Origin of the sequence: Streptomyces sp. R44, from assembly GCF_041053105.1 — a bacterium.
Lineage (GTDB): Bacteria > Actinomycetota > Actinomycetes > Streptomycetales > Streptomycetaceae > Streptomyces.
Genome location: NZ_CP163444.1, coordinates 2,705,682 through 2,724,470 on the forward strand (window position 1 = coordinate 2,705,682; position 18,789 = coordinate 2,724,470).

Genomic DNA, 18,789 nt, shown 5'->3' on the forward strand with positions numbered 1-18,789 from the left:
CCCGGGCGACGGGCCGCGCGCGCCGCGCCGTGCGCGGCGGGTGCCTTGATGAAGTAGAGAAAGTCTTACCGCGGTGCAGTGCTTGGGGTGTCAAAGTGTGATCGGCTTGTAGGCCATGGCTCCGAGGCGGTCTTCTCCTCCGGTGGCTCCGGATCACGGTCCCAGCAGACGTGGTCGCTCATGTGCGGGCACGCCCGATGGCAGTCAGCTACCGGGATCGACTGCTCAAGAGTCGTTCCCGGTCCTGGTCTACGCCATCGTTGATGTCAGGTGGCATCGACGTGGCATGGAGAAGCCCCCAGCCGTGATCGGCTGGGGGCCTTTTCCCTGGTGGGCGCGGACGGTTTCGAACCGCCGACATCTGCTTTGTAAGTTCGCTCGTACTCGCCGCCCGAAGCCCTCATCAGCGTCCTGCCATGCCGCTGATGACCGCTCGACACCCCCCACGTCCGGGCTCGTTGATGTCAGCCGTAGATGTCAGGCGGATCGAGGAACGATGCCCAGCGCGCGGTAGTCGTACCCGTCCTGCTTGAAGCCGGGAGCTTCCCAGGTGAGCTCGACCTGCTGCCCCGGCGACAGCGTGCGGAACCCCGCCGCCTGAATGTCGGAGAAGTGGCCCCAGCACCCCCCAGGGGTCTCGGGCGAGTCGAGCACGCCCCAACCTTCCTCGTCGTTCCACTCGCGGACAGTCGCAATCACCATGGGTGGAACCCTACGGGCGTTCGGGCGTTGGTACGGGCGCAAGCAACGGAAACTCCCGGTGACCCGTTGCCCGATCGCCCGTCTTTGCAGCACCGGGATTGCAGCTGACACGGAAGATACTCCGAGCTGCGCTAACTCTGCTGCCGGTTAACGGGCACCTCGTAGACGATCTCGCACAGAGCCGCAGGCACGACGATGTCAGCCGTCTCCACGGGCTGCCCCTCATCGCTGTAGTACGTCCGCCGGATGTGCGTCACGAGGGAGCCCTTCTGGATCCCGAGAAGTGACGCCTCTTCTGCTGTCGCCTGCGCTGGCTCGGGCTGCTCCACGGCATGGCTGACCGTGATGCCGATCTCGGCCATACGGTTCACGACACCCGCACCGGCGTGCGGTCCTCCCTCAGGAAGGACGACGAGAGTGCCGCCCGTGAGGTCGTACGACTCCCAACTCGTCGACAACTGCACGGGGCGACCGTCGGCAAGGAACTCGTACACGGTCCGGACGCACAGGTCCCCCTCGGCAATACCGAGCCGCACCGCGATCTCAGCCGGCGCTGGCACCTTCGCCTCCGTCCGGCTCTCCCAGTCCCCCTGCTTCCCCACGGCCTTCATGTCAGCCCGAAACGGAGAACCGCCGCGCTGCTCGCGCGCCGAGGACCGAACCACCCGAACACGCTGACGAGGTTCGGCGACGTACGTGCCCGAACCCGCACGGCCCTCCAGGACCCCCCTGGGAGATCAGTAGCTCCTGCGCCCGGCGGACCACGTTCTCGCCGACACCGCACTCCTGGGCGATCTGAGCACGGGAGGGGAGCCGGTCTCCAGGCGCCCACTCATGCTCCGCGATCCGCTGTCGAAGGACATCCGCGATGCGGAGATAAGGCGGCTGCTCAGGCATATGGAAAATCTAGTCCACTAGCTCTAATCTAGTTAACTAGCTTCACGTAAAGTGATCACACGGCGACGGAGGCTCCCTGTGCCTACTCCGGAAGTAAGCGCGGAGGCCATCGCCGCCCGGTTGTCCGCCCTCGGACTCACCACACGCGTGGAGCCACACGCCCGACACACGTCGATCGAAGCGGAGGTACCGGAATCCCTCCCGGGCGAGACATGGCGGGAGGCCCTGGAAGTGGTGGCGGAAGCTGATCGGTTCGGTCTTCTCGCCAGCAGTCTGAACGGCCGCACGTTATGGGCCGCCGTACACAAAGCGGTCCCCGCGACAGGCGACGTCCGGGGACCTGGCCGTCAGCGATAGGAGCTGATCAGCATGTTCAACCGTATCCGCCGCGCGGTCTCGCGCACCAGAGAGCGGCACCCGTCGAAGGGCAGGCACCGCAGCCCCTTAACGCCCAACCGACCGACGATCGTTCACTACGACCTCTACGACTGGCCGACGCTGCTCACGGCGCCGCACCACAACCGCACGGACGTATTCGCGGGCGAGGACAGTGCACTCGTCCGCCCATACGTACTGGCCAGCGAGGAGCGTACGTTGCGGCGCTCGACGCCCCTGCCTCACGACCTCCTCACGCACACCTGGTTCGCGCCGACGGAGGCCCTCTGATGCCTCGTCGTCACCAGCCGCGAGTGACAGACGCCGCAGCTGCCTACCGGTCGAGCGCGTGCCGGATCGGCACACATCACGAGTGCGCCCACTCCGCCCCCACCGCGGCGCCGGTCGACATCCCCGTGGTCTACGAAGCGTGCGACTGCTCCTGTCATCCGGCCGGCGACCGGAACACACCGAAGGAGGTGCCCCAGTGAGGGGATGGGCACCCAGCGGTGCCCTTGCCTCCAACGTCGAGATCACCTCGGCCACCGTGCAACTGGGAGACGTCATCCAGATCGGCGGTCAGCCGTGCCGGGTCGCGGACCTCTTCCAGCTCCCCGGCGGCGCCAAACGCCTCCTCTTCGAATCCGGCGAGCTGCTGACGATGCACTCCCGGACCCGACTCATCGCCCTGCGGATGCTGAGAGGAGGTGACTCACGCCGTGCCTTCTCTCCGTCACACCATCGCCGATGACCTACGAACCCGAATCGCGACGGGCCGCCTCAAGGCCGGCGAGCGCCTCCCCTCGGAGCCCCAGCTCGCCGCCCAGTACAAGGTCAGCACGGCGACCCTGCGGAACGCCCTCGCGCTCCTCCAAGCCGAGGGGCTCATCGAAAAGGTCCACGGCAAGGGGAATTTCGTCCGTCCCCCACTCCGCCGTATCACGTACGCCGGCGGTGGCCGCACGCCCTTCGATCCCGCACTCCAGGTCAGCATCCGCACGACCAACCTCCGGGCGCGCGGACACCTCAGAGCCCTACTGAGGGTCTCGTCCAACAGCCCTTTGACCGAGTTCCTCTGCATCACCCACGAGGGAAAGTCACCCCACAGCCTGGCCCGCATCTACGTCCCCCGCGGCCTGGCGCCGGCCGTCCAACTCAGCTCGTCGCCGTGGCCCCAGAGCGCGGAGCCGATATCAACGGAGGTCCGAGAGACGGTCACCGCCCGCCTCCCCACCCCAGAGGAAGCAACAACTCTCCGGATCAGCTCCACCCTGGCCATCCTCGCGATCACGAGCGTGGCAACCGATGCCACTGGCCGCGTAGTAGAAGCCGCGCTCCTGGTGCTCCCCGGCGACCGCGCGGACGCAGTCTTCACCACACGCCCCACGACCGAAGAGAGGAAGACGGAAGGATGACGCGCGACAACGAACTGCGGCTCCTCCCCTGGTCGGGCACCGACGGCAAGCCCTGCTTCCTGAGCACCGACGACGCCAACGGCCACCTGTCCCGCCTTGCTGACAACACCGAAGCGATCCAACTCGGCCTGGCGGCAGAACTCCTGGACCACGCCTCTGAGGTACTCGGCGACACGGAGGCTGCCCCGGAAGAGCTCCGCGCCCTGGCCCACGACCTCACGGAATCCTTGCGGGACACGCTGCGCGTCGCGGAGAGCCGCGGTCACCGCCTGTCGCTTCCCGGCCCGGACACCCATGGCAACGAAACCGGGGGCCCGATGCTGCCGGCGACGGCCTTCGGCTAACGAGCAACGCACCTACAACGACGCCGAGAAGCCCCGGACTCAGTCCGGGGCTTCTCGGCACACGGCTCCGGAGGCCCCGTGCGTTCTCTGCGTTGCCGCAGGTCAGGGTCGCGCAGGCCCATGGATGCCCCCTGCCTGTCCGCGAATAGACCGCGACCGTCAGAGCTCACTCAAGGAGGATCTCCTCCGGCCTGCGGTTCGTGATCACAGTTTCCTGTCCAGCGAGTATGTGTTCAATGCACGCCGTCAGGTCGCCGCCGTGGTCGTCCCTAGCCATAGCTCTGAGTTCACGCACCAGTTCTGATCCGTTGATCAGAACGATCGGGTACTGGTCCTCGACCATCTCGGTCTGTGCGGGCTCCGAGTACGCCCCGGTGGTGACGTAGACGCCGATCCACCCTCGCCGGAGCCGCGCCACGACGCGAGCGATCTGTTCCGCGGTGACGAGCGTGTCGAGCTTCACACACTTGGCCTGCCCCAGCACCACGAGGTTCGTGCCGGCCAAGCCGCTTCCCAGATCGATGCGACCCACAAAATCGGCGCCGCCGTCTCCTGAGCGCCGCGTCAACCATCCTTCGACGTAGCTATGCCCGGATCCTCGCAGGACACGAGCCGCCACCGCGGACGCCAGGGCTTCGAAATCGTGCTTGCGGCCGTCGAAGTGCTTGTAGATCAGTTCAAGGTCGGCATGTTCGCTGCTACCAGGCTTAGGCCGCTGGTCGCGAACCTTGCTGACCTTGGCACGAGCGACACGACGTCGTAGCCGTGGCAGCGCTGAGATGCCGTGCTTCACCCATTCCCGCCACGCCGTGGGCGCGAGCTGGACAGCCTCGGCGTCTGTGACGGTCTCGTCCCTACGGGCTTCGATCCACTCCCAGGCGACCTCATCGCCCTCAACTGCTAGATCGAGAAGTGCAATGTCGTAGACATAGTTGACGAACGTGGTGTGGTCGCTTCCACCCCACTGAACGAGCCGTTCGGTCCGTTCAATGACACCAAGCCCGCAGAACTCAACGTGCCCCTTGGGTTGCCCGTTTCGAGAGACCGACCGGAAGAGCAGCAGTGGTGTCGCCGCGGCTCGCGCTTCGGGCGTATGACCCTGGTGGCCATCGAAGGCATCAAGCAGGGTGGCATTGCCGGTGGTCGTGCCCGGAGCCATGCTTAGGCCGGCCTTGTGATCCCCGAAGTACCGGACGTGCCCGTTGTCCATGTCGAACACGTCGTGCCACGGCGTCTGTTCGGTCCCTGCCTTCCAAGGGCTGGACCGGATGAAGATGGCTGGCCTGCGGGCGCCGTCGAGGGCTGAGACCTTCGCCATCCCGTTGATGCCACGCTCGAGCAACGCCCGCTTCAGTCCTGGGGAGAAGGTCACGTGGTGGAAGTTTGGGTAGCCGTCTAGCACCTGCGGTAGGGGGTCCTTTCCGCTGGCGTAGCGGTAGACCTGCCCTACGCGAAACCTGCCGCCCAACAGAACCTCCGTGTCTAGTCTTTGAGGATCTTGTCACGCGGCCAGGCCATGTCATATAGCTAGGGCGAGACTCGGCGTGCGGGGGCGGGGAGCGCTCCTTGGCGAGATCGGGTGGCCAGAAGGCGCTGGCGGAAAGCAGCGTCCTCAGACAGGAAGAAGTTGAATACGGTGACAACTGAAGCGGCCAAGCTGTACATCGCATTCCATGGTCGAGTGATCGAGCACCTTGGAATCGACATGTATCAATCCCCGGTCGCCGCAATTGCCGAACTCGTCTCGAACTCCTGGGATGCTGACGCTCGACGTGTGACGGTCAGCTTGCCGGATGACATTTCAGCAGACGCCGAGATCGTAATCTCGGACACTGGGGAGGGGATGTCCCTTAAGCAGTGTCAGGATCGATACCTGAAGGTTGGTTACAATCGCCGGAAGGATCGGCAATCTGAGTTCACCGTTGGCGGCCGTCCGGTCATGGGGCGCAAGGGGATCGGAAAGTTCGCAGGATTCGGAATCGCGAATCTTGTCGTCGTCGACACAGTGAGTCGAGAGACGGGAGAGCGGACGGTTTTTAAGCTCGACGTTGCTCGTCTCACAGGAGAATCCGACGGATATGCCAGCGAAACCCGCCTCGATGTGGAGGTAGTCGATTACTCTGGCCCGAATGAGTCCATGAGGAAGGATGGCGGCACGACCATCTATCTTCGTAATCTAACGCTCAAGAAGCGACCGAATAGCGATCAGTTTCGGTTGAGCATGGCGCGACGATTCCTCCTGCTGGAGCGTTCGGACGAGTTTGAAGTATTGGTGGATGGCAAGCCGATCGCAGATGAGGAGAATGTGGAGAAGATTCAGTTCTCCTTCCCTGTCGACTACGCCGAGGGTGAAGCGCCGGCTGGCGTGACCCTCGACGGAGGCTGGGGAGTCGAGCGGCTCTCCAATGGAGAAAAGATTCGCTGGCGGTTTCATTTCTACCGGGACCCGATCCATGAGGAAGAGCTGGCGGGCATCTCGATCTTCAGTCATCATAAACTCTCTCAGCGTCCCTTCTTCTTCAATCTGAGTGGCGGAATTGGAGGGCAGCAAGGTACGAGTTACCTGTCAGGTCGAATCGAGGCTGACTTCATTGATGATCAAGAGAAAGATTTGATCTCGACGGAACGGCAGCGGATCAACTGGGAGGCGGACGCGGCTCTCCCCCTGGCTGCGTGGGGTCAGGATCGAGTGAAGGCCCTTCTGAGGATCTGGCAAGATCGGCGCGCCGAGTCGAAGGTGAAGGCGATGAACGCCAGGATTGAGCCGTTCTCGCAGCGCCTCGGAAAGCTTGAGAGGCATGAGCGAAAGATTGTGAATCGCGCCTTGACATCGCTTGCCAGGGTCGCCGTAATTTCAGACGAGCAGTTCGAGGATTTGGCTAATGCCATCTTGAGCGCATGGGAAGGAGGTCGACTTCGCGACTTGATCGATGATCTCGGCCAGACCGGCGAGATGGATGCCGACGCACTTGTCAGAATTTTGATTGAATCCCGGGCGATGAACGCGCTTCATGCGGCGGAGCGCGTTAAGATCCAACTGAATCTCCTTGAAGGCCTTGAGCAGCGCATCAAGAATCGCGAACTTGAGAATGCTGTGCGAGATTACATCGCGGAGAATCCGTGGATGATCTCGCCGGAGTGGGATACTTTTAAGGTCGAGAAGAGCCTCGAAAACCTGATGAAGATGGTCGGGGAGACATCCCTTGACACTTTGGAAGGATGGAAGGGGCGAGTGGATCTGGTGCTCTGTTCTGGACATCAGCTTCTTGTAATTGAATTTATGCGCCCCGGAGTCACGGCCGACTGGGATCACGTCGGCCGGTTCGAGCGATACATTTTCTCCCTCCGAGAAGCGATAATTGCGAATCGAGGTGGCGATTTTACGTCGGTGACTGGTCTGATGGTGGCAGACAGATTGGAGAGGCCGGCAGGATTTACTGAGAAGCTTGCTGGGCTGCGTAGGCAGGGAATGGATGCGACCGATTGGGCTGGCCTTCTCGGCAAGGCGAGGTCGCAATGGCAGGACTATTTCGACATCCTTTTTGATCGAGCGCCTGAGGACGGCCGGATGCAGGCGCTGGCAGGTGCAGGAACCGCCTCAACCGAGTCGAGCGAGGACCAGTAGCCGGGCGTTTTGGCAAGCCGGGTCGTCTGCTGTCTAGATGACCCTCCTTCCCCGGAGGGCAGTGTGATCGGCAAACCCAGCTGAAGGACCGCTCCATGCCCGCCAGCCATGCCCCCAACTCCCATCCCGCCCCGCCCCACCGGCCGGCACCCGCGCACCGGCCCCCTCCATCCCGGAGCCTGAGCGCCCCCGCCGGAGGCATCGCCCTGAGCCGCACTCGCGTCCCGCCTCGGCCGCATCGTGGGTTCGTCACCCATCAACCCGAGCCGTCAGGCGTGCGGACGGCGCCCGGGCTGGAGCGGGGCGCAGACAGGAGCGCAGGCCCGGGCGACGGGCCGCGCGCGCCGCGCCGTGCGCGGCGGGTGCCTTGATGAAGTAGAGAAACTCTTACCGCACCTAGTCTGTGGCTTCGGATGCACTGGCGCCGGCTGCCATGAACTCGTCGAGGAGAGCGAAGAAGAGCTCGATGGTCGGCATGTCCCTTCGCTCAGCCTCTCGTTCGATCTCGACGGCCCACCCGAGCGCGCTGGGGTACTGCATGCCAAGTCGCTTCCAAAGCCAGTCACTGAACGGGCCACGGTTGGCAAAGTCGGACTCCTCGTCCACGCCATGGATCTCCAGGGCGATCCAGTAGCCAGTCAGCATGGAGTCGAGGTGCTGAAGGGAGCTGCCGCGGACCCACATCCCTGGGCGCAATCGGACCTCTTCAAGGAGGTCGTAGATACCTCGCAGTTCGCTGAGATGCCTCGGTGCTCGTCTGGCGGACGTCGACTCGGTCATGCCCAGCACACTAGTGACGGATGAGCTTCTTGCCGTCGTGGCTGCGGACGTGGGGGCCGTTTCCGTCCAGGGCGTCCAGGAGGCGGATCGCGTAGACCTCCGCCATGCGCTCCTCGACCTCGGCCGGCGTTAGCCAGTCGACCGCGGTGGACTCGTCCGAGATTCGCTCGGAGCCGCCGGAGGGCTTGCAGCGGAAGACCAGGGCGACGATGCCGCGGATGGTGTTCTTGTAGACGCCCGTCAGCTCGTCCACCTCGACGTGGATGCCCGTCTCCTCCAGGACCTCGCGGGCTACGCCTGCTTCCGGTGCCTCGGTGAGTTCGAGGACTCCGCCCGGGAGCTCCCACGTGCCGTTGTCCGCTCGGCGGATGGCCAGGAGGCGGCCGTCTTCGCGCACGACCGCTCCGCCCACGGACACCGAGTGGAGTGGCGTTGACTTTGTTCCCGCGCTCCCGTTACTCATGTACAGGAGCATATGAGAGTGGGTAGGACTGTGGGAACTCCAGCAGGAGCTGGCAGGGCCGTACCTCGGTACGTGCAGATCGCGGACGAGATCGTCCAGCAGATCCGGTCCGGCGTCCTCAAGGCCGGCGACATGGTTCCGAGTGAGTCGGAGCTTGTCGAGCGGTACGGGGTTGCTGGGGGGACTATTCGGAAGGCCATGGTCGAGGTTCGGGCCAGTGGGCTCGTCGAGACTCGGCACGGCAAGGGCTCGATCGTGAAGGATCGGCCTCCCGTACGGCTTCGGTCTTCGGATCGGTTCCGCGCTTCTCACCGGCGGGGCGGTAAGGCTGCCTACCTTGCCGAGTCCGAGCAGTCTGGCGCGACCGCCAAGGTGAGCGTTCTCTACATCGGGCCCATGGAGGCGCCGACGGACATCGCTGAGCGACTTGGTGTCGACGCGGGAACTCAGGTGCTCGCGCGGCGGCGGCTGTACTTCCGGAACGGGACGCCCGTCGAGACCGCCTCGTCGTACCTGCCGTGGGACGTGGTGAAGGACATCCCCGAGCTGTTCGCCGAGAACCCCGGCCCCGGTGGCATCTACGCCCGGCTCGAAGACCACGGCCACACCTTCGCCGAGTTCGTGGAGACCCTTCAGGCTCGGCCGGCCGCGAAGGCGGAGGCGTCCGAGCTGGCTCTGAGTCCTGGCGCCCCCGTGATTCAGCTGGTGCGGGACGCGGTGACCACGAAGGGGCGGGTCGTGGAGGTCTGCGACACCCTCATGGCCGCTGACCAGTTCGTCTTCCAGTACCGGATCCCCGCGACCGACTGACGCCCGCTCAACTCCCCTCAACCCGCTGCGGTTTCTTTCCGCGGCGGGTTGACTCATGTACAGGAGTGAGGCACTCTTCTTCACATCACTCCTATACAGGAGTGAAGGAGCCCGACCTCTATAGAGGAGTGATCCACTGTGCGTCAGATCCCCGTCGACACCTCCGCCGCGATGGTGATGGTGGCCCAGCCCCCGGCCCCGAAGATCGCGAACCGGCAGACCGGTGAGATCGCCACCGACCGGGACACCGGTGCCCCGCTCATGACGGTCGACGTCATGTTCGTCATGGACGGCAACGCCGAGATCCTCAATCTGACCGTGCCCAAGACCGGCATCTCCGAGGAGCTCTCCATGGGCACCCCGGTCGCCCTCACCGGCGTCGTCGCCCGGCCGTGGGAGAACGAGTTCAACGGCCAGAAGCGCCACGGCATCAGCTTCCGCGCCGTCGCCGTCACCTCGCTCGCCGCCGCGAAGGTCGGGTGACCCATGACCGCCTTAACGGTCACCCTCGCGCTGGTCGCCAGCGTCGCATTGCTGCTGCGGTGGCAGCGTCCGGCCTGGTACTGGATGAGCTTCGGCGTCGTCTTCGCCGTGGTGCGCATCCTCGCCCGGTACGCGTCGGTCATGGACGCGTGCGGGCTGACCGTCCCGCCCTCGCGCTGGCGCCTGGCGCTGGCCCGGATGACCGGCCGGCCTATCCCCGACTCGCGGGCGCCCCGGATCCTGCGGCTGCGGCCGACGCGTACCGGGCTCGTCCTGCGGGTGAAGCTGCGGCCCGGGCAGGACGCGTTCGACTTCTCCGCCGCCTCGGACCGGCTCCGGCACTCGTTCGTCATGCAGAACGTCACCGCCCGGGAGGTCCGCTCGGGTGTCGTCGAGCTGCGGATGACCGGCTACGACGTCCTCAAGCGGGTCCAGATGCCCGCGGCTGCCCGTGCTGGGGTGATGCGCGTTCCGGTCGCCATGCGGGAGGACGGAGAGGTCTACTACCGCGACTACCGCCAGACCCCGCATGCACTGAACGTCGGTGCCACACAGTCCGGGAAGTCCGTCTATCAGCGCAATCTTGTTGCCGCGCTCGCTCCGCTGGACGTTGCTTTGGTCGGGATCGACTGCAAGCAGGCCGTTGAACTTGCCCCGCTTGCCCGGCGGTTCACTGCCCTGGGCGACACCCCTGACGCCGCCGCCGACCTCCTCGACGCGCTCGTCGAGCACATGGAGGACGTCTACCAACTGATTCGCCGCGAGCAGAGATTGAGTGCAGACCTGCCGGATGCAGAGATCACCGCCGACATCTGGGACCTACCCGATCACCTGCGACCGACCCCGATCGTGCTCCTGGTCGATGAGGTCGCCGAACTCGCCCTCTACGCCACGAAGGACGAAGAGAAGCGGCGGGATCGGATCATCACCTCCCTCGTCCGGCTCGCCCAGCTCGGCCGCGCCGCCGGCATCTACCTGGAGATCTGCGGACAACGCTTCGGCTCCGAGCTCGGCAAGGGCATCACCATGCTTCGCGCCCAGCTCACCGGCCGCACCGCCCACCGCGTCAACGACGAGACGTCCGCGAACATGGCCTTCGGCGACATCGCCCCGGACGCCGTCCTCGCCACGGTCCAGATCCGCACCGACCGGCCCGGCACCGCCGTCGCCGGCGACTCCTCCGGTGGGTGGGTCCGCATCCGTACTCCCCACCTCACGCTCCGGCGGGCCGTGAACATCGCGAACTCCCACGCCCACCGCACGCCGGAGATCCCCGCGCTGGACGCCTTCCGGCCCGTCCTGCCGCCCCTGGGCAAAGCCGCGGCGCCCTCAACCGTCACGGCTCCCGCGATCGCCTGAATCCCCTCGCTCCACGGCGGCGTGACCGCTTCACGCCAGGTCCCTACCCCTCCCATGCCCGAAACCGGAAGGAGGACCCTCCGATGCGTCCCATCCGCCGACCGGACGCCGTCCTCGTACAAGCCGTGATCGCCGGCGCCCTGTCCTTCGCTCATCTGCACGACCTGGCTGCGGCTGCCGGACAGTCCGGTTGGAAGGCCTGGGCCTACCCGGTCTCCGTGGATCTCCTGCTCGTCGCCGCCTGGCATCGGCTGCGGACCTCGCGGGCCGCCGGTGAGCCTGCCCGCTCGGCCTGGACGTGGTTCATGGTCGCCCTGGCCGCGTCGCTCGGGGCGAACGTCGCCACCGCCGGTCTCCTCGACCTCGGCCACGTTCCCGCCTGGCTGCGCATCCTCGTCGCGGGCTGGCCCGCCCTCGCGTTCCTCGGCGGGACCCTTCTTGTCCACTCCCCTGGACATTCGGCGGTCGCCAAGCCTGCCGAACCCGACACGGACACCGCCGAGCAACCCTCGGCTGTGGAAGCGGTCATCGAGCGGGATGACGTGGTCGAGCCGGAGCCCGAAATCGCCGCCGCCCCGGCCCTTCCCTCTCCGGAGCCGGTCCCGAAGTCCGAACCCGCCCCCGTCTCCGTACCGCCGGCCCTCGTCGCTCACGCCCGGAAGGTCGCCGACGACTACCGCGCTCGGACCGGCTACCCGATCGACGCCGACACCCTCCGCACCCGCCTCGGCGTCCCGCCCCTGATGGCCGCTGCCATCGCCGCCCAGCTCGCCTGAAGGGAGACCCTCATGGCCCCTCGCGACCACTTCCACTCCGTGATGCGGATCGGACCGGTGCAGATCGGCACCCACCGCGACCGCCACGGCCGCACCAAGTACGCCGCCGTGTGCACCTCCGAGGGCTGCGGCTGGTCCGCCGAGTACTCCAGCTCCTCGGCCGCCCAGCTCGCCGCCCGTACCCACCGCTGCAAGCCCCGCTGACCTCGAAGGAGACCCGCGTCATGGACGTCCCGCTCTGGCTCGCCCTGATCGTCGTCGGCGGCCTCGGCGTCAAGCTCATCCGCCCGCCCTGGTGGCTCGTCGCCGTGATCCTCCTCGGCGGCTACCTCCTCGCCGACAGCGTCCTCGCCCCGCTCATCGACACCACGATCAACAAGTAGGGAGAACCGTCATGTTCCAGCCGCGCATCCCGGTCAACCCTCTTCCGACCGGCATCGTCACCCCGCTCGTCCAGCCGACCGCCACCGTCGACATCGCGCCCCACCACACCGTCGACACGGCGGCCTGCAACCACCGCCACGCCCCGGCCTCTGCTCCGGTCCCGGCACCATCCTCCGCCGTGCGCCTCACCCCGGCCGGCCTGGCTGTCGTCGTCGCCGGTGGCGCGGGTGCCGTCCTCGTCGTCGGCACGGTCCTGGTCTCCATGCTCCTCGCCGTCGCCATCAGCGCCGCCTCGGTCGCCGTGTGCGCCGTCGTCCTGCGCTCGCTCCTCAACGGCCAGCAGCGCCGCTAGTCGGGCCTCCGGGCGGCTCAACCGCCAAGTCTCCGCCGCCTGGAAGCCCCGCCCCTACCCGGCTCGCAGAACCAGAAGGAAGCACTCCATGATGACCGTCCCAGCCGCCTCGTCGGCGGGGTTCAACACCGCCACTCTGGGCGACATGCTCCGGGTGGCCGGGTCCCCCGGCTTCGACCGCTGGAAGGAGCAGATCCACCGCACCGGCGGCTGCTCCCACCCCATCCACCTCCAGGGCTGGACCCTCGCCCGGGACAAAGCCACTGGCGAGACCCTGCACCGGTACTCCACCGACACCGAACCGGGTGCACGGCTCCGGATCGCCTGCGGCAATCGCCGGGCCTCCCGCTGCCCCGCCTGCGCGTGGACGTACGCGGGCGACACGTACCACCTCATCCGCGCCGGCCTCGCCGGGGACGACCGCCGGGACATCCCCGCCGCCGTCCGCGAACACCCCCGCGTCTTCCTCACCCTCACCGCCCCGTCCTTCGGCCCGGTCCACAACCGGCCCGGCACCCGGCCGTGCAGCTGCGGCACCCGCCACGCCGAGGACGACGACGCCCTCGGCACGCCGCTCGACCTCAAGTCGTACGACTACGCCGCCGCCGTCCTCTTCAACAACCACGCCGGGCAGCTCTGGCAGAGGTTCACGAACCGCCTCCGCCGGGAGGTCGCCGCCGTGGCCTGCCTTTCGCAGCGGGAGCTGAAGGCGGTCGCCCGGATCTCGTACGGGAAGGTTGCCGAGTTCCAGAAGCGGGGCGCCGTCCACTTTCACGCCGTCATCCGCATCGACGGCCCGGACGGTCCCGACTCCCCGCCGCCGTCGTGGGCGACCACCGAACGTCTCACCGACGCCATCCAGGCCGCCGCCACCCACGCGTACACGACCGTCACCATCCCCGCCGCTGGCCATCAGCCGTTACGTCGCCTCCGCTGGGGCACCCAGCTCGACATCCGGCCCGTGAAGGCGTTCGGCGACGGCTCCGACATCACCGAACAGGCCGTCGCCTCCTACATCGCCAAGTACGCCACCAAAGCCGCGGAGACCACCGGCAGCCTCGACCGTCGCGTCGGCAACCGTGAAGCCCTGGTCCTCCTCGACGTCCCCGACCACACCCGCCGCCTCGTCGAAGCCTGCTTCGACCTCGACCCGCTGTACCCGGATCGCCGCCTCCTCGCCTGGGCCCACATGCTCGGCTTCCGCGGCCACTTCTCCACCAAGTCCCGCCAGTACTCCACCACCCTGAGCGAACTCCGCCAGACCCGCGCCGACTACCGCGCCGCCCAAGAACGCACCGCCCGCGGCCTCGACGACATCGAACCGGACACCGTCCTTATCCTCACCTCCTGGACGTACGCCGGCCAAGGCCACTCCCCCGGTGAGGCCGCCCTCGCCGCCTCCATCGCCAGGGACATCGCACTCAACCGCGAGACCGCTCGCGAAGCCCTACGCGACCAACTCGCCCTGGAAGGAGCTGTGGCATGACCACCGCCACCCCTGAGCTGCTGACCGTGCCGGAGGTCATGGCACGCCTCAAGCTTGGTCGCTCGACCGTCTACGACCTCATCCGGTCCCGCCGCCTGGTCTCCCTCACCATCGGCCGGTCGCGCCGCGTCCCCGCCGACGCCGTCCGGGACTTCATCGACAACCAGATCGAGGAGGCCGCCTGATGGCCAGCCAGCGCAAGCGCAATCCCAACGGGGCCGGCACCATCACCCAGCGGAAGGACGGCCGCTATCAGGCCGCCGTCTACGTCCTCCAGCCCGACGGCACGACGGCCCGCAAGTTCGCCTACGGCAAGACCTGGGCGGAGTGCGACACCAAGCGCCGCGCACTCCTCGACGCAGTCGACAACGGTGTCCCCGTCCCCACCCGCTCGATGAAGCTCGCCGAGTGGCTCCCGTACTGGCTCGACAACATCGTCAAGCCACGCCGGAAGCGGACCACCGCCGCCAAGTACGAGGTGCACCTCCGGCTCTACCTCGTGCCGATGCTCGGCACCAAGCGGCTGCAGTCCCTCAGCGTCGCCGACGTACGGCGCTTCCTCGTCCAGCTGGAAAAGAAGACCAGCGCCGCCACGGCCAAGGAGTCCCATCGCGTTCTGCGCACCGCCCTCACTGCGGCCTGCCGTGAGGAGTTGGTGAGCCGGAACGTCGCGACGCTCGTCGAGCCGCCCACCGTCGCCGCCCGGGAGCTCTCGCCCTGGTCGCTCGACGAGACGCTGGACTTCCTCGCCGCCGCCCGGAAGGACCCGCTGTACGCCGCCTTCGTGCTCGCCATCGCCCTCGGCTTCCGCCGCGGTGAGGTCGTCGGCCTCCGTTGGGAGAACGTGGACCTCGACAAGAGGGAGATCCGGGTCAGAACTCAGCGTCAGCGGGTCGCCGGGGAGGTGTACGAGGACGATCCCAAGGGGCGCCGGCGCAAGCAGACGCTTCCGCTCCCTGCGATCTGCGTCGCTCCTCTGCGGTGGCAGCGGCTCAAGCAGGCCGCCGCCCGCGAGCGCGCTGGAGAAAAGTGGACGGAGACCGGGTACGTCTTCACCACCCGCACCGGGCAGCCCATCGAGCCGCGCAACCTCTACCGCTCGTTCACGCGCGTCGCGAAGAACGCCGACCTCCGTGTCGTCCGGCTGCACGATGCCCGGCACGGTACGGCGACGCTCCTCACCGCCGCCGGCGTCCCACCCCGCGTCGTCATGGAGATCCTCGGCCACAGCCAGATCGCCGTGACCATGAACGTCTGCACCCATGTCGTCCAGGACACCCAGCGTGAAGCCGTGAGTCACATGGACCGGCTGCTCAGGAGTCGTCCCCGGTCTTAGGCCCTTCGAATGCAGATCGCCAGCTCGGCTGATCGGCTGCCCAGCGGAGGACGGCATCACGGACTGCTGCCCGAGAAGCTGACCGCGTCCCATCGCGCTCAGTGGCCGTACCCGCTTGGTGAACCACCTCGTAGGCGTCGTCCTCGTCGAGCAGGACTTGGAGGTACCAGTCGCCCTCATCATGGTCGGTCACCCGCTGGAGAAGCATGTGCTCCCTGCGCTGCAGTCCGGCAAGCATCGCCTCGATGGTGGGGGCGTCGGGGTCGCGGACCAGCCGTCCGCCAGCGTCCAGCGCGACAAGCTTGAGCGGCCCAAGACCCTCCTTCTGATGCCTATCCCGGAGCCACTCCTTCTCCTGGCCGGTCAGGAGAGACGGCGGTACGGGAGGTCCGTCAGGGTTGTAGACGGCTATGGGGTCTTCCGGATCGGACCACGAGCCCACCGTCCACAGGCGGTACGTGTGGACACCGCCCTCCGCCAGCGGCACCGCGAGGGTTTCCGGCGCGGGAGGGCCAGGAATGCAGCGGCCCACGTCTTCCCCGTACGGACCGCCGTGGAAGATCGCGTGCATCCAGCCCTTCGGCGGTCTGCCAGTCGCGTCGAAAACGTCCTCCACCGTTCCCCCTTCGACGGAATCGCAGCCCTGACGCTCATCATGATCAGCCGGGCAGGCCCCAGAGCCCAGATGACCATGGACGTTGATGTCAGATGTGGATGTCAAAGGCCCCCAGTCAAGATCGACTGGGGGCCTTTTCCCTGGTGGGCGCGGACGGTTTCGAACCGCCGACATCTGCTTTGTAAGAGCAGCGCTCTACCCCTGAGCTACGCACCCGTGGAAGAGGCAACAGCCTACATGGCCGGGGGGTGGGTGCTGCAAACGGATGGGGGGACGGGGGGGGGTAGCCCCACCCTCGGGACGGTGGGTCGCCTGATCGTGACCCGGGGTGGTGGGGTCGTAGCGTCGGGGGGTCGTCGGGTCTCTCTGGGGGAATGATCGTCATGGCCGTAGGTCGCCGGTTCCGTGTGCTGCTCGCCTCCGGGGTCGCCGTGATCGCGCTCGCCGGGTGTGGGGGTGCCGGTGCCGAGGGGGCGCCGGTGGAGCGGAGGACGTTCGCGTTCGACGGGGACGTGCTCACCGTCGACTCGGACGATTCCGATCTGGTGATCACGCCCGCCGACGTCGACGGCGTGCGGGTGGAGCGGCAGGTCGACGGGTGGGTGGTCATGGGGTCCGGGCCCGAGGCGAGCTGGAAGCTGGAGGACGGGAGGCTCACCTTGAGGGTGGACTGCGACGCCGTCGCCGCCAGCTGCTCTGCCGTCCACCGGATCCAGGTGCCCCGCGGGGTCGCCGTCAGCGTCGAGGACGGCAACGGGGACGTCACCGCCGAGGGCTTCACCACGCCCCTCAAGGTGCGGTCCGACGACGGGGACGTCCGCGTGCGGAGGGTGAGTGGGGGGCTTGATCTCGGGAGTCAGGACGGGGATGTCAGCGTTGACGGTTCCGTCACTTCTCCTTCTGTCCTCGTGCGGGCCGACGACGGGGATGTGCACGTCACCCTCGACGCCGTTCCCCTCGACGTCGACGTCGTCACCGAGGACGGTGACGTCGCCCTGGCCGTGCCGCAGGGCGCGTACGAGGCGTCCGGCGCCAGTGACGACGGGGATGTTCGTATCGAGGTGCCTCTGCGTGAGGGCAGCGGGCACGTCGTCCGTCTGCGCAGTGACGACGGAGATGTCGTAGCGCGCACGGTGAACTGACCGGGCCGTGTGTTCGTCCTTACCGGGTGGGAGAATGAACCGGACCGGGCACGGCGGACACAGCACGGGGAGTAGTACGTGGCGGCGAGTGGTGTGAGGGGTACTTCGGCGCCCAGGTCTTCATCCGCGTTCCGGTTGGCTTTCGCGCTTCCTCTGCTCGTGGGTGCGCTGCTGCCGCAGGCCTTCGCCGGCGGCGGGACCCGCCGGTGGTTCGGCGGGCGCGGTGAGGGGCAGCGGGCCGAGGCCCAGGCCGCCAAGGACGCCGCCGCTGCCGCCTTCTACGAGCTCGACACGGCCCAGCGCGGGCTCCGCATCTCCATCGAGACCATCACGGCCGTCGACAGTTCGCCGGACGCTCGTCGCGCCGTCGAGGGGTTCGAGGCGCTGGGGCGGCGGATCGATGAGGTCAGTCATGCCTATATCTCCGCTGTCGACGCTCATGATCTCGATCGGGACGAGTTGGATGCCGGGACCGCTTCGCGCGCTCGTGCCGAGCTGACCCGCGCCAAGGAGGAGCTCGACCGCGTCAAGGGCGAGTTGGAGCGCTTCGAGGAAGGGCTCGCCCCGCTCCTCGGGCGTGCCGAGACCCAGCTCGCGCGGCTCGCGCCCGCCGTCGAGCGGGCCCGGCAGGCGTTGCGGGGCGCGAGCGGTGCCCTGGATGTCGTACGCGAGGGCGGGCTGCGCGCCGATGACCTCGCCGCCCGGCTCGCCGCGCTCGGGCCCGAGCTGACCCGCCTCAACGAGGGCGCCGGCCGGCACGGCGTCCCCGAGACGCTCCAGCGCGCCGACCGGGTGCTGCGGGACGCCGAGGCCGTACGCGCCGAGGCCGAGCGGCTCCCCGAGCGGGCCGCCGAGATCGACAAGCGCCTGGTGTCGCTCCGTACCCGCACCGAGGCGCTCACCACCCGCGCCGGGGGCGTCGAGCCCGTCCTCTCCGAGCTCCGGCGGCGCTACTCGGCCGCCTGCTGGCAGGACCTCCAGCACGTGCCCGAGCAGGCCGTCGTCACCCTCCGGCAGGCCGAGGAGCGGATCGCCGAGGCCGGCAAGGCGCGGGCCGAGCAGCGCTGGCCCGACGCGACCTCCCTGCTCTCCACCGCCCGCGCGCTCCTCGACTCCACCGACGAGGCCGTCTCGGCCGCCGGGGACCGGCTGCGCCGCCTGGACGCCGTCGCGAAGGACCCGAAGGCGGAGATCGACCGTGCCCGGTTCGCCGTACGGGACGCCCAGCGGCTCGCCATGGCCGGGCGGAACACCCCCGACCCCCGCCACGCCCGGCCCCTCGACGACGCCGTCGCCCGTCTCGACCGGGCCGTGGACGGTCTTGAGGGTCGTCACCCGGACTACTGGCATTTCCTGACCGAGCTGGAGGGCGTCCGCGCCACCGCCGCCCGTGTCGTCGGCCTCATCCGGGAGGAGCGGGGCTCCGGTCACTGATGTCCGGCGG

Annotated in this window: 23 protein-coding genes, 1 tRNA gene and 1 pseudogene; 18 read left to right on the forward strand and 7 right to left on the reverse strand. The window is 67.5% G+C overall.

The window, feature by feature from the left end; genetic code table 11:
- Positions 1-477: 477 nt before the first annotated feature.
- Both AB5J54_RS12570 and AB5J54_RS12575 read right to left on the reverse strand, forming a co-directional pair.
- Positions 478-702 carry a cold-shock protein gene (locus AB5J54_RS12570; RefSeq protein ID WP_369144012.1) on the reverse strand — a complete coding sequence of 75 codons (225 nt, stop codon included), beginning with the start codon at positions 700-702 and terminating at the stop codon, positions 478-480.
- A gap of 131 nt (positions 703-833) precedes the next feature.
- A pseudogene (locus tag AB5J54_RS12575) lies at positions 834-1,599 on the reverse strand (GntR family transcriptional regulator).
- 78 nt (positions 1,600-1,677) lie between these two features.
- Here AB5J54_RS12575 and AB5J54_RS12580 point away from each other — a divergent pair.
- From AB5J54_RS12580 to AB5J54_RS12600, 5 genes are all read left to right on the forward strand, one after another.
- Positions 1,678-1,956: a hypothetical protein gene (locus tag AB5J54_RS12580; protein WP_369144013.1), complete on the forward strand. Its 279-nt coding sequence runs from the start codon at positions 1,678-1,680 to the stop codon at positions 1,954-1,956.
- Positions 1,957-1,968: 12 nt separating this feature from the next.
- Complete coding sequence (locus AB5J54_RS12585; RefSeq protein WP_369144015.1) at positions 1,969-2,265, forward strand: hypothetical protein; 297 nt, start codon at positions 1,969-1,971, stop codon at positions 2,263-2,265.
- Positions 2,266-2,461: 196 nt separating this feature from the next.
- A complete protein-coding gene (locus AB5J54_RS12590; RefSeq protein WP_369144016.1) occupies positions 2,462-2,725 on the forward strand; it encodes a hypothetical protein in 264 nt (87 codons plus the stop codon).
- Positions 2,694-3,389, forward strand: coding sequence for a GntR family transcriptional regulator (locus AB5J54_RS12595; RefSeq protein WP_369144017.1), 696 nt, complete (start codon positions 2,694-2,696; stop codon positions 3,387-3,389). The genes AB5J54_RS12590 and AB5J54_RS12595 overlap by 32 nt, the downstream gene beginning before the upstream one ends.
- Positions 3,386-3,733 (forward strand): hypothetical protein, encoded by a 348-nt coding sequence (locus AB5J54_RS12600; RefSeq protein ID WP_369144018.1) that lies wholly within the window; start codon positions 3,386-3,388, stop codon positions 3,731-3,733. The genes AB5J54_RS12595 and AB5J54_RS12600 overlap by 4 nt, the downstream gene beginning before the upstream one ends.
- A gap of 166 nt (positions 3,734-3,899) precedes the next feature.
- On the opposite strand, the gene AB5J54_RS12605 is transcribed toward AB5J54_RS12600, so the two are convergent.
- Positions 3,900-5,105, reverse strand: a complete 1,206-nt coding sequence (locus tag AB5J54_RS12605) for a restriction endonuclease (protein WP_369144019.1) — start codon at positions 5,103-5,105, stop codon at positions 3,900-3,902.
- A gap of 264 nt (positions 5,106-5,369) precedes the next feature.
- On the opposite strand from AB5J54_RS12605, the gene AB5J54_RS12610 reads away from it, so the two are divergent.
- Entirely contained in the window at positions 5,370-7,358 is a 1,989-nt protein-coding gene (locus AB5J54_RS12610) for an ATP-binding protein (RefSeq protein ID WP_369144020.1), read from the forward strand.
- Between the two features lie 396 nt (positions 7,359-7,754).
- Here the strand turns inward: AB5J54_RS12610 and AB5J54_RS12615 are convergent, their stop codons facing one another.
- Together AB5J54_RS12615 and AB5J54_RS12620 are read right to left on the reverse strand one after the other, a co-directional pair.
- Positions 7,755-8,138, reverse strand: a complete 384-nt coding sequence (locus tag AB5J54_RS12615) for a hypothetical protein (protein WP_369144021.1) — start codon at positions 8,136-8,138, stop codon at positions 7,755-7,757.
- A 10-nt stretch (positions 8,139-8,148) separates the two neighbouring features.
- Positions 8,149-8,613: an NUDIX hydrolase gene (locus AB5J54_RS12620; protein ID WP_369144023.1), complete on the reverse strand. Its 465-nt coding sequence runs from the start codon at positions 8,611-8,613 to the stop codon at positions 8,149-8,151.
- Here AB5J54_RS12620 and AB5J54_RS12625 point away from each other — a divergent pair, their 5' ends adjacent.
- The 10 genes from AB5J54_RS12625 to AB5J54_RS12670 all read left to right on the forward strand — a co-directional run bounded on the left by AB5J54_RS12625 (position 8,614) and on the right by AB5J54_RS12670 (position 15,587).
- The gene (locus tag AB5J54_RS12625) at positions 8,614-9,411 is read left to right on the forward strand and encodes a GntR family transcriptional regulator (protein WP_369144024.1); all 798 of its coding nucleotides are present in this window, start codon (positions 8,614-8,616) and stop codon (positions 9,409-9,411) included.
- Positions 9,412-9,549: 138 nt separating this feature from the next.
- Complete coding sequence (locus tag AB5J54_RS12630; protein WP_030688073.1) at positions 9,550-9,894, forward strand: hypothetical protein; 345 nt, start codon at positions 9,550-9,552, stop codon at positions 9,892-9,894.
- A gap of 3 nt (positions 9,895-9,897) precedes the next feature.
- On the forward strand, positions 9,898-11,253 hold the full coding sequence (locus AB5J54_RS12635) for an FtsK/SpoIIIE domain-containing protein (RefSeq protein WP_369144025.1): 1,356 nt from the start codon (positions 9,898-9,900) through the stop codon (positions 11,251-11,253).
- Between the two features lie 83 nt (positions 11,254-11,336).
- A complete protein-coding gene (locus tag AB5J54_RS12640) occupies positions 11,337-12,029 on the forward strand; it encodes a DUF2637 domain-containing protein (protein WP_369144026.1) in 693 nt (230 codons plus the stop codon).
- Between the two features lie 12 nt (positions 12,030-12,041).
- On the forward strand, positions 12,042-12,233 hold the full coding sequence (locus AB5J54_RS12645; RefSeq protein WP_369144027.1) for a mobile element transfer protein: 192 nt from the start codon (positions 12,042-12,044) through the stop codon (positions 12,231-12,233).
- A 20-nt stretch (positions 12,234-12,253) separates the two neighbouring features.
- Entirely contained in the window at positions 12,254-12,412 is a 159-nt protein-coding gene (locus tag AB5J54_RS12650) for a hypothetical protein (RefSeq protein WP_369144028.1), read from the forward strand.
- An 11-nt stretch (positions 12,413-12,423) separates the two neighbouring features.
- Complete coding sequence (locus AB5J54_RS12655) at positions 12,424-12,765, forward strand: SpdD-like protein (protein WP_369144029.1); 342 nt, start codon at positions 12,424-12,426, stop codon at positions 12,763-12,765.
- An 88-nt stretch (positions 12,766-12,853) separates the two neighbouring features.
- Positions 12,854-14,251: a replication initiator protein RepSA gene (repSA, locus tag AB5J54_RS12660; RefSeq protein ID WP_369144030.1), complete on the forward strand. Its 1,398-nt coding sequence runs from the start codon at positions 12,854-12,856 to the stop codon at positions 14,249-14,251.
- Positions 14,248-14,436: an AlpA family transcriptional regulator gene (locus tag AB5J54_RS12665; RefSeq protein WP_030688058.1), complete on the forward strand. Its 189-nt coding sequence runs from the start codon at positions 14,248-14,250 to the stop codon at positions 14,434-14,436. The genes repSA and AB5J54_RS12665 overlap by 4 nt, the downstream gene beginning before the upstream one ends.
- Positions 14,436-15,587, forward strand: coding sequence for a tyrosine-type recombinase/integrase (locus tag AB5J54_RS12670; RefSeq protein ID WP_369144031.1), 1,152 nt, complete (start codon positions 14,436-14,438; stop codon positions 15,585-15,587). The genes AB5J54_RS12665 and AB5J54_RS12670 overlap by 1 nt, the downstream gene beginning before the upstream one ends.
- Here the strand turns inward: AB5J54_RS12670 and AB5J54_RS12675 are convergent.
- The gene (locus AB5J54_RS12675) at positions 15,565-16,203 is read right to left on the reverse strand and encodes a hypothetical protein (protein ID WP_369144032.1); all 639 of its coding nucleotides are present in this window, start codon (positions 16,201-16,203) and stop codon (positions 15,565-15,567) included. The genes AB5J54_RS12670 and AB5J54_RS12675 overlap by 23 nt on opposite strands.
- A 141-nt stretch (positions 16,204-16,344) precedes the next feature.
- Positions 16,345-16,419, reverse strand: a tRNA-Val gene (locus tag AB5J54_RS12680).
- A gap of 167 nt (positions 16,420-16,586) precedes the next feature.
- On the opposite strand from AB5J54_RS12680, the gene AB5J54_RS12685 reads away from it, so the two are divergent.
- Together AB5J54_RS12685 and AB5J54_RS12690 are read left to right on the forward strand one after the other, a co-directional pair.
- Complete coding sequence (locus AB5J54_RS12685) at positions 16,587-17,345, forward strand: DUF4097 family beta strand repeat-containing protein (protein WP_369144033.1); 759 nt, start codon at positions 16,587-16,589, stop codon at positions 17,343-17,345.
- Positions 17,346-17,480: 135 nt separating this feature from the next.
- On the forward strand, positions 17,481-18,779 hold the full coding sequence (locus AB5J54_RS12690; protein WP_369144034.1) for a hypothetical protein: 1,299 nt from the start codon (positions 17,481-17,483) through the stop codon (positions 18,777-18,779).
- Positions 18,780-18,789 lie beyond the last annotated feature (10 nt).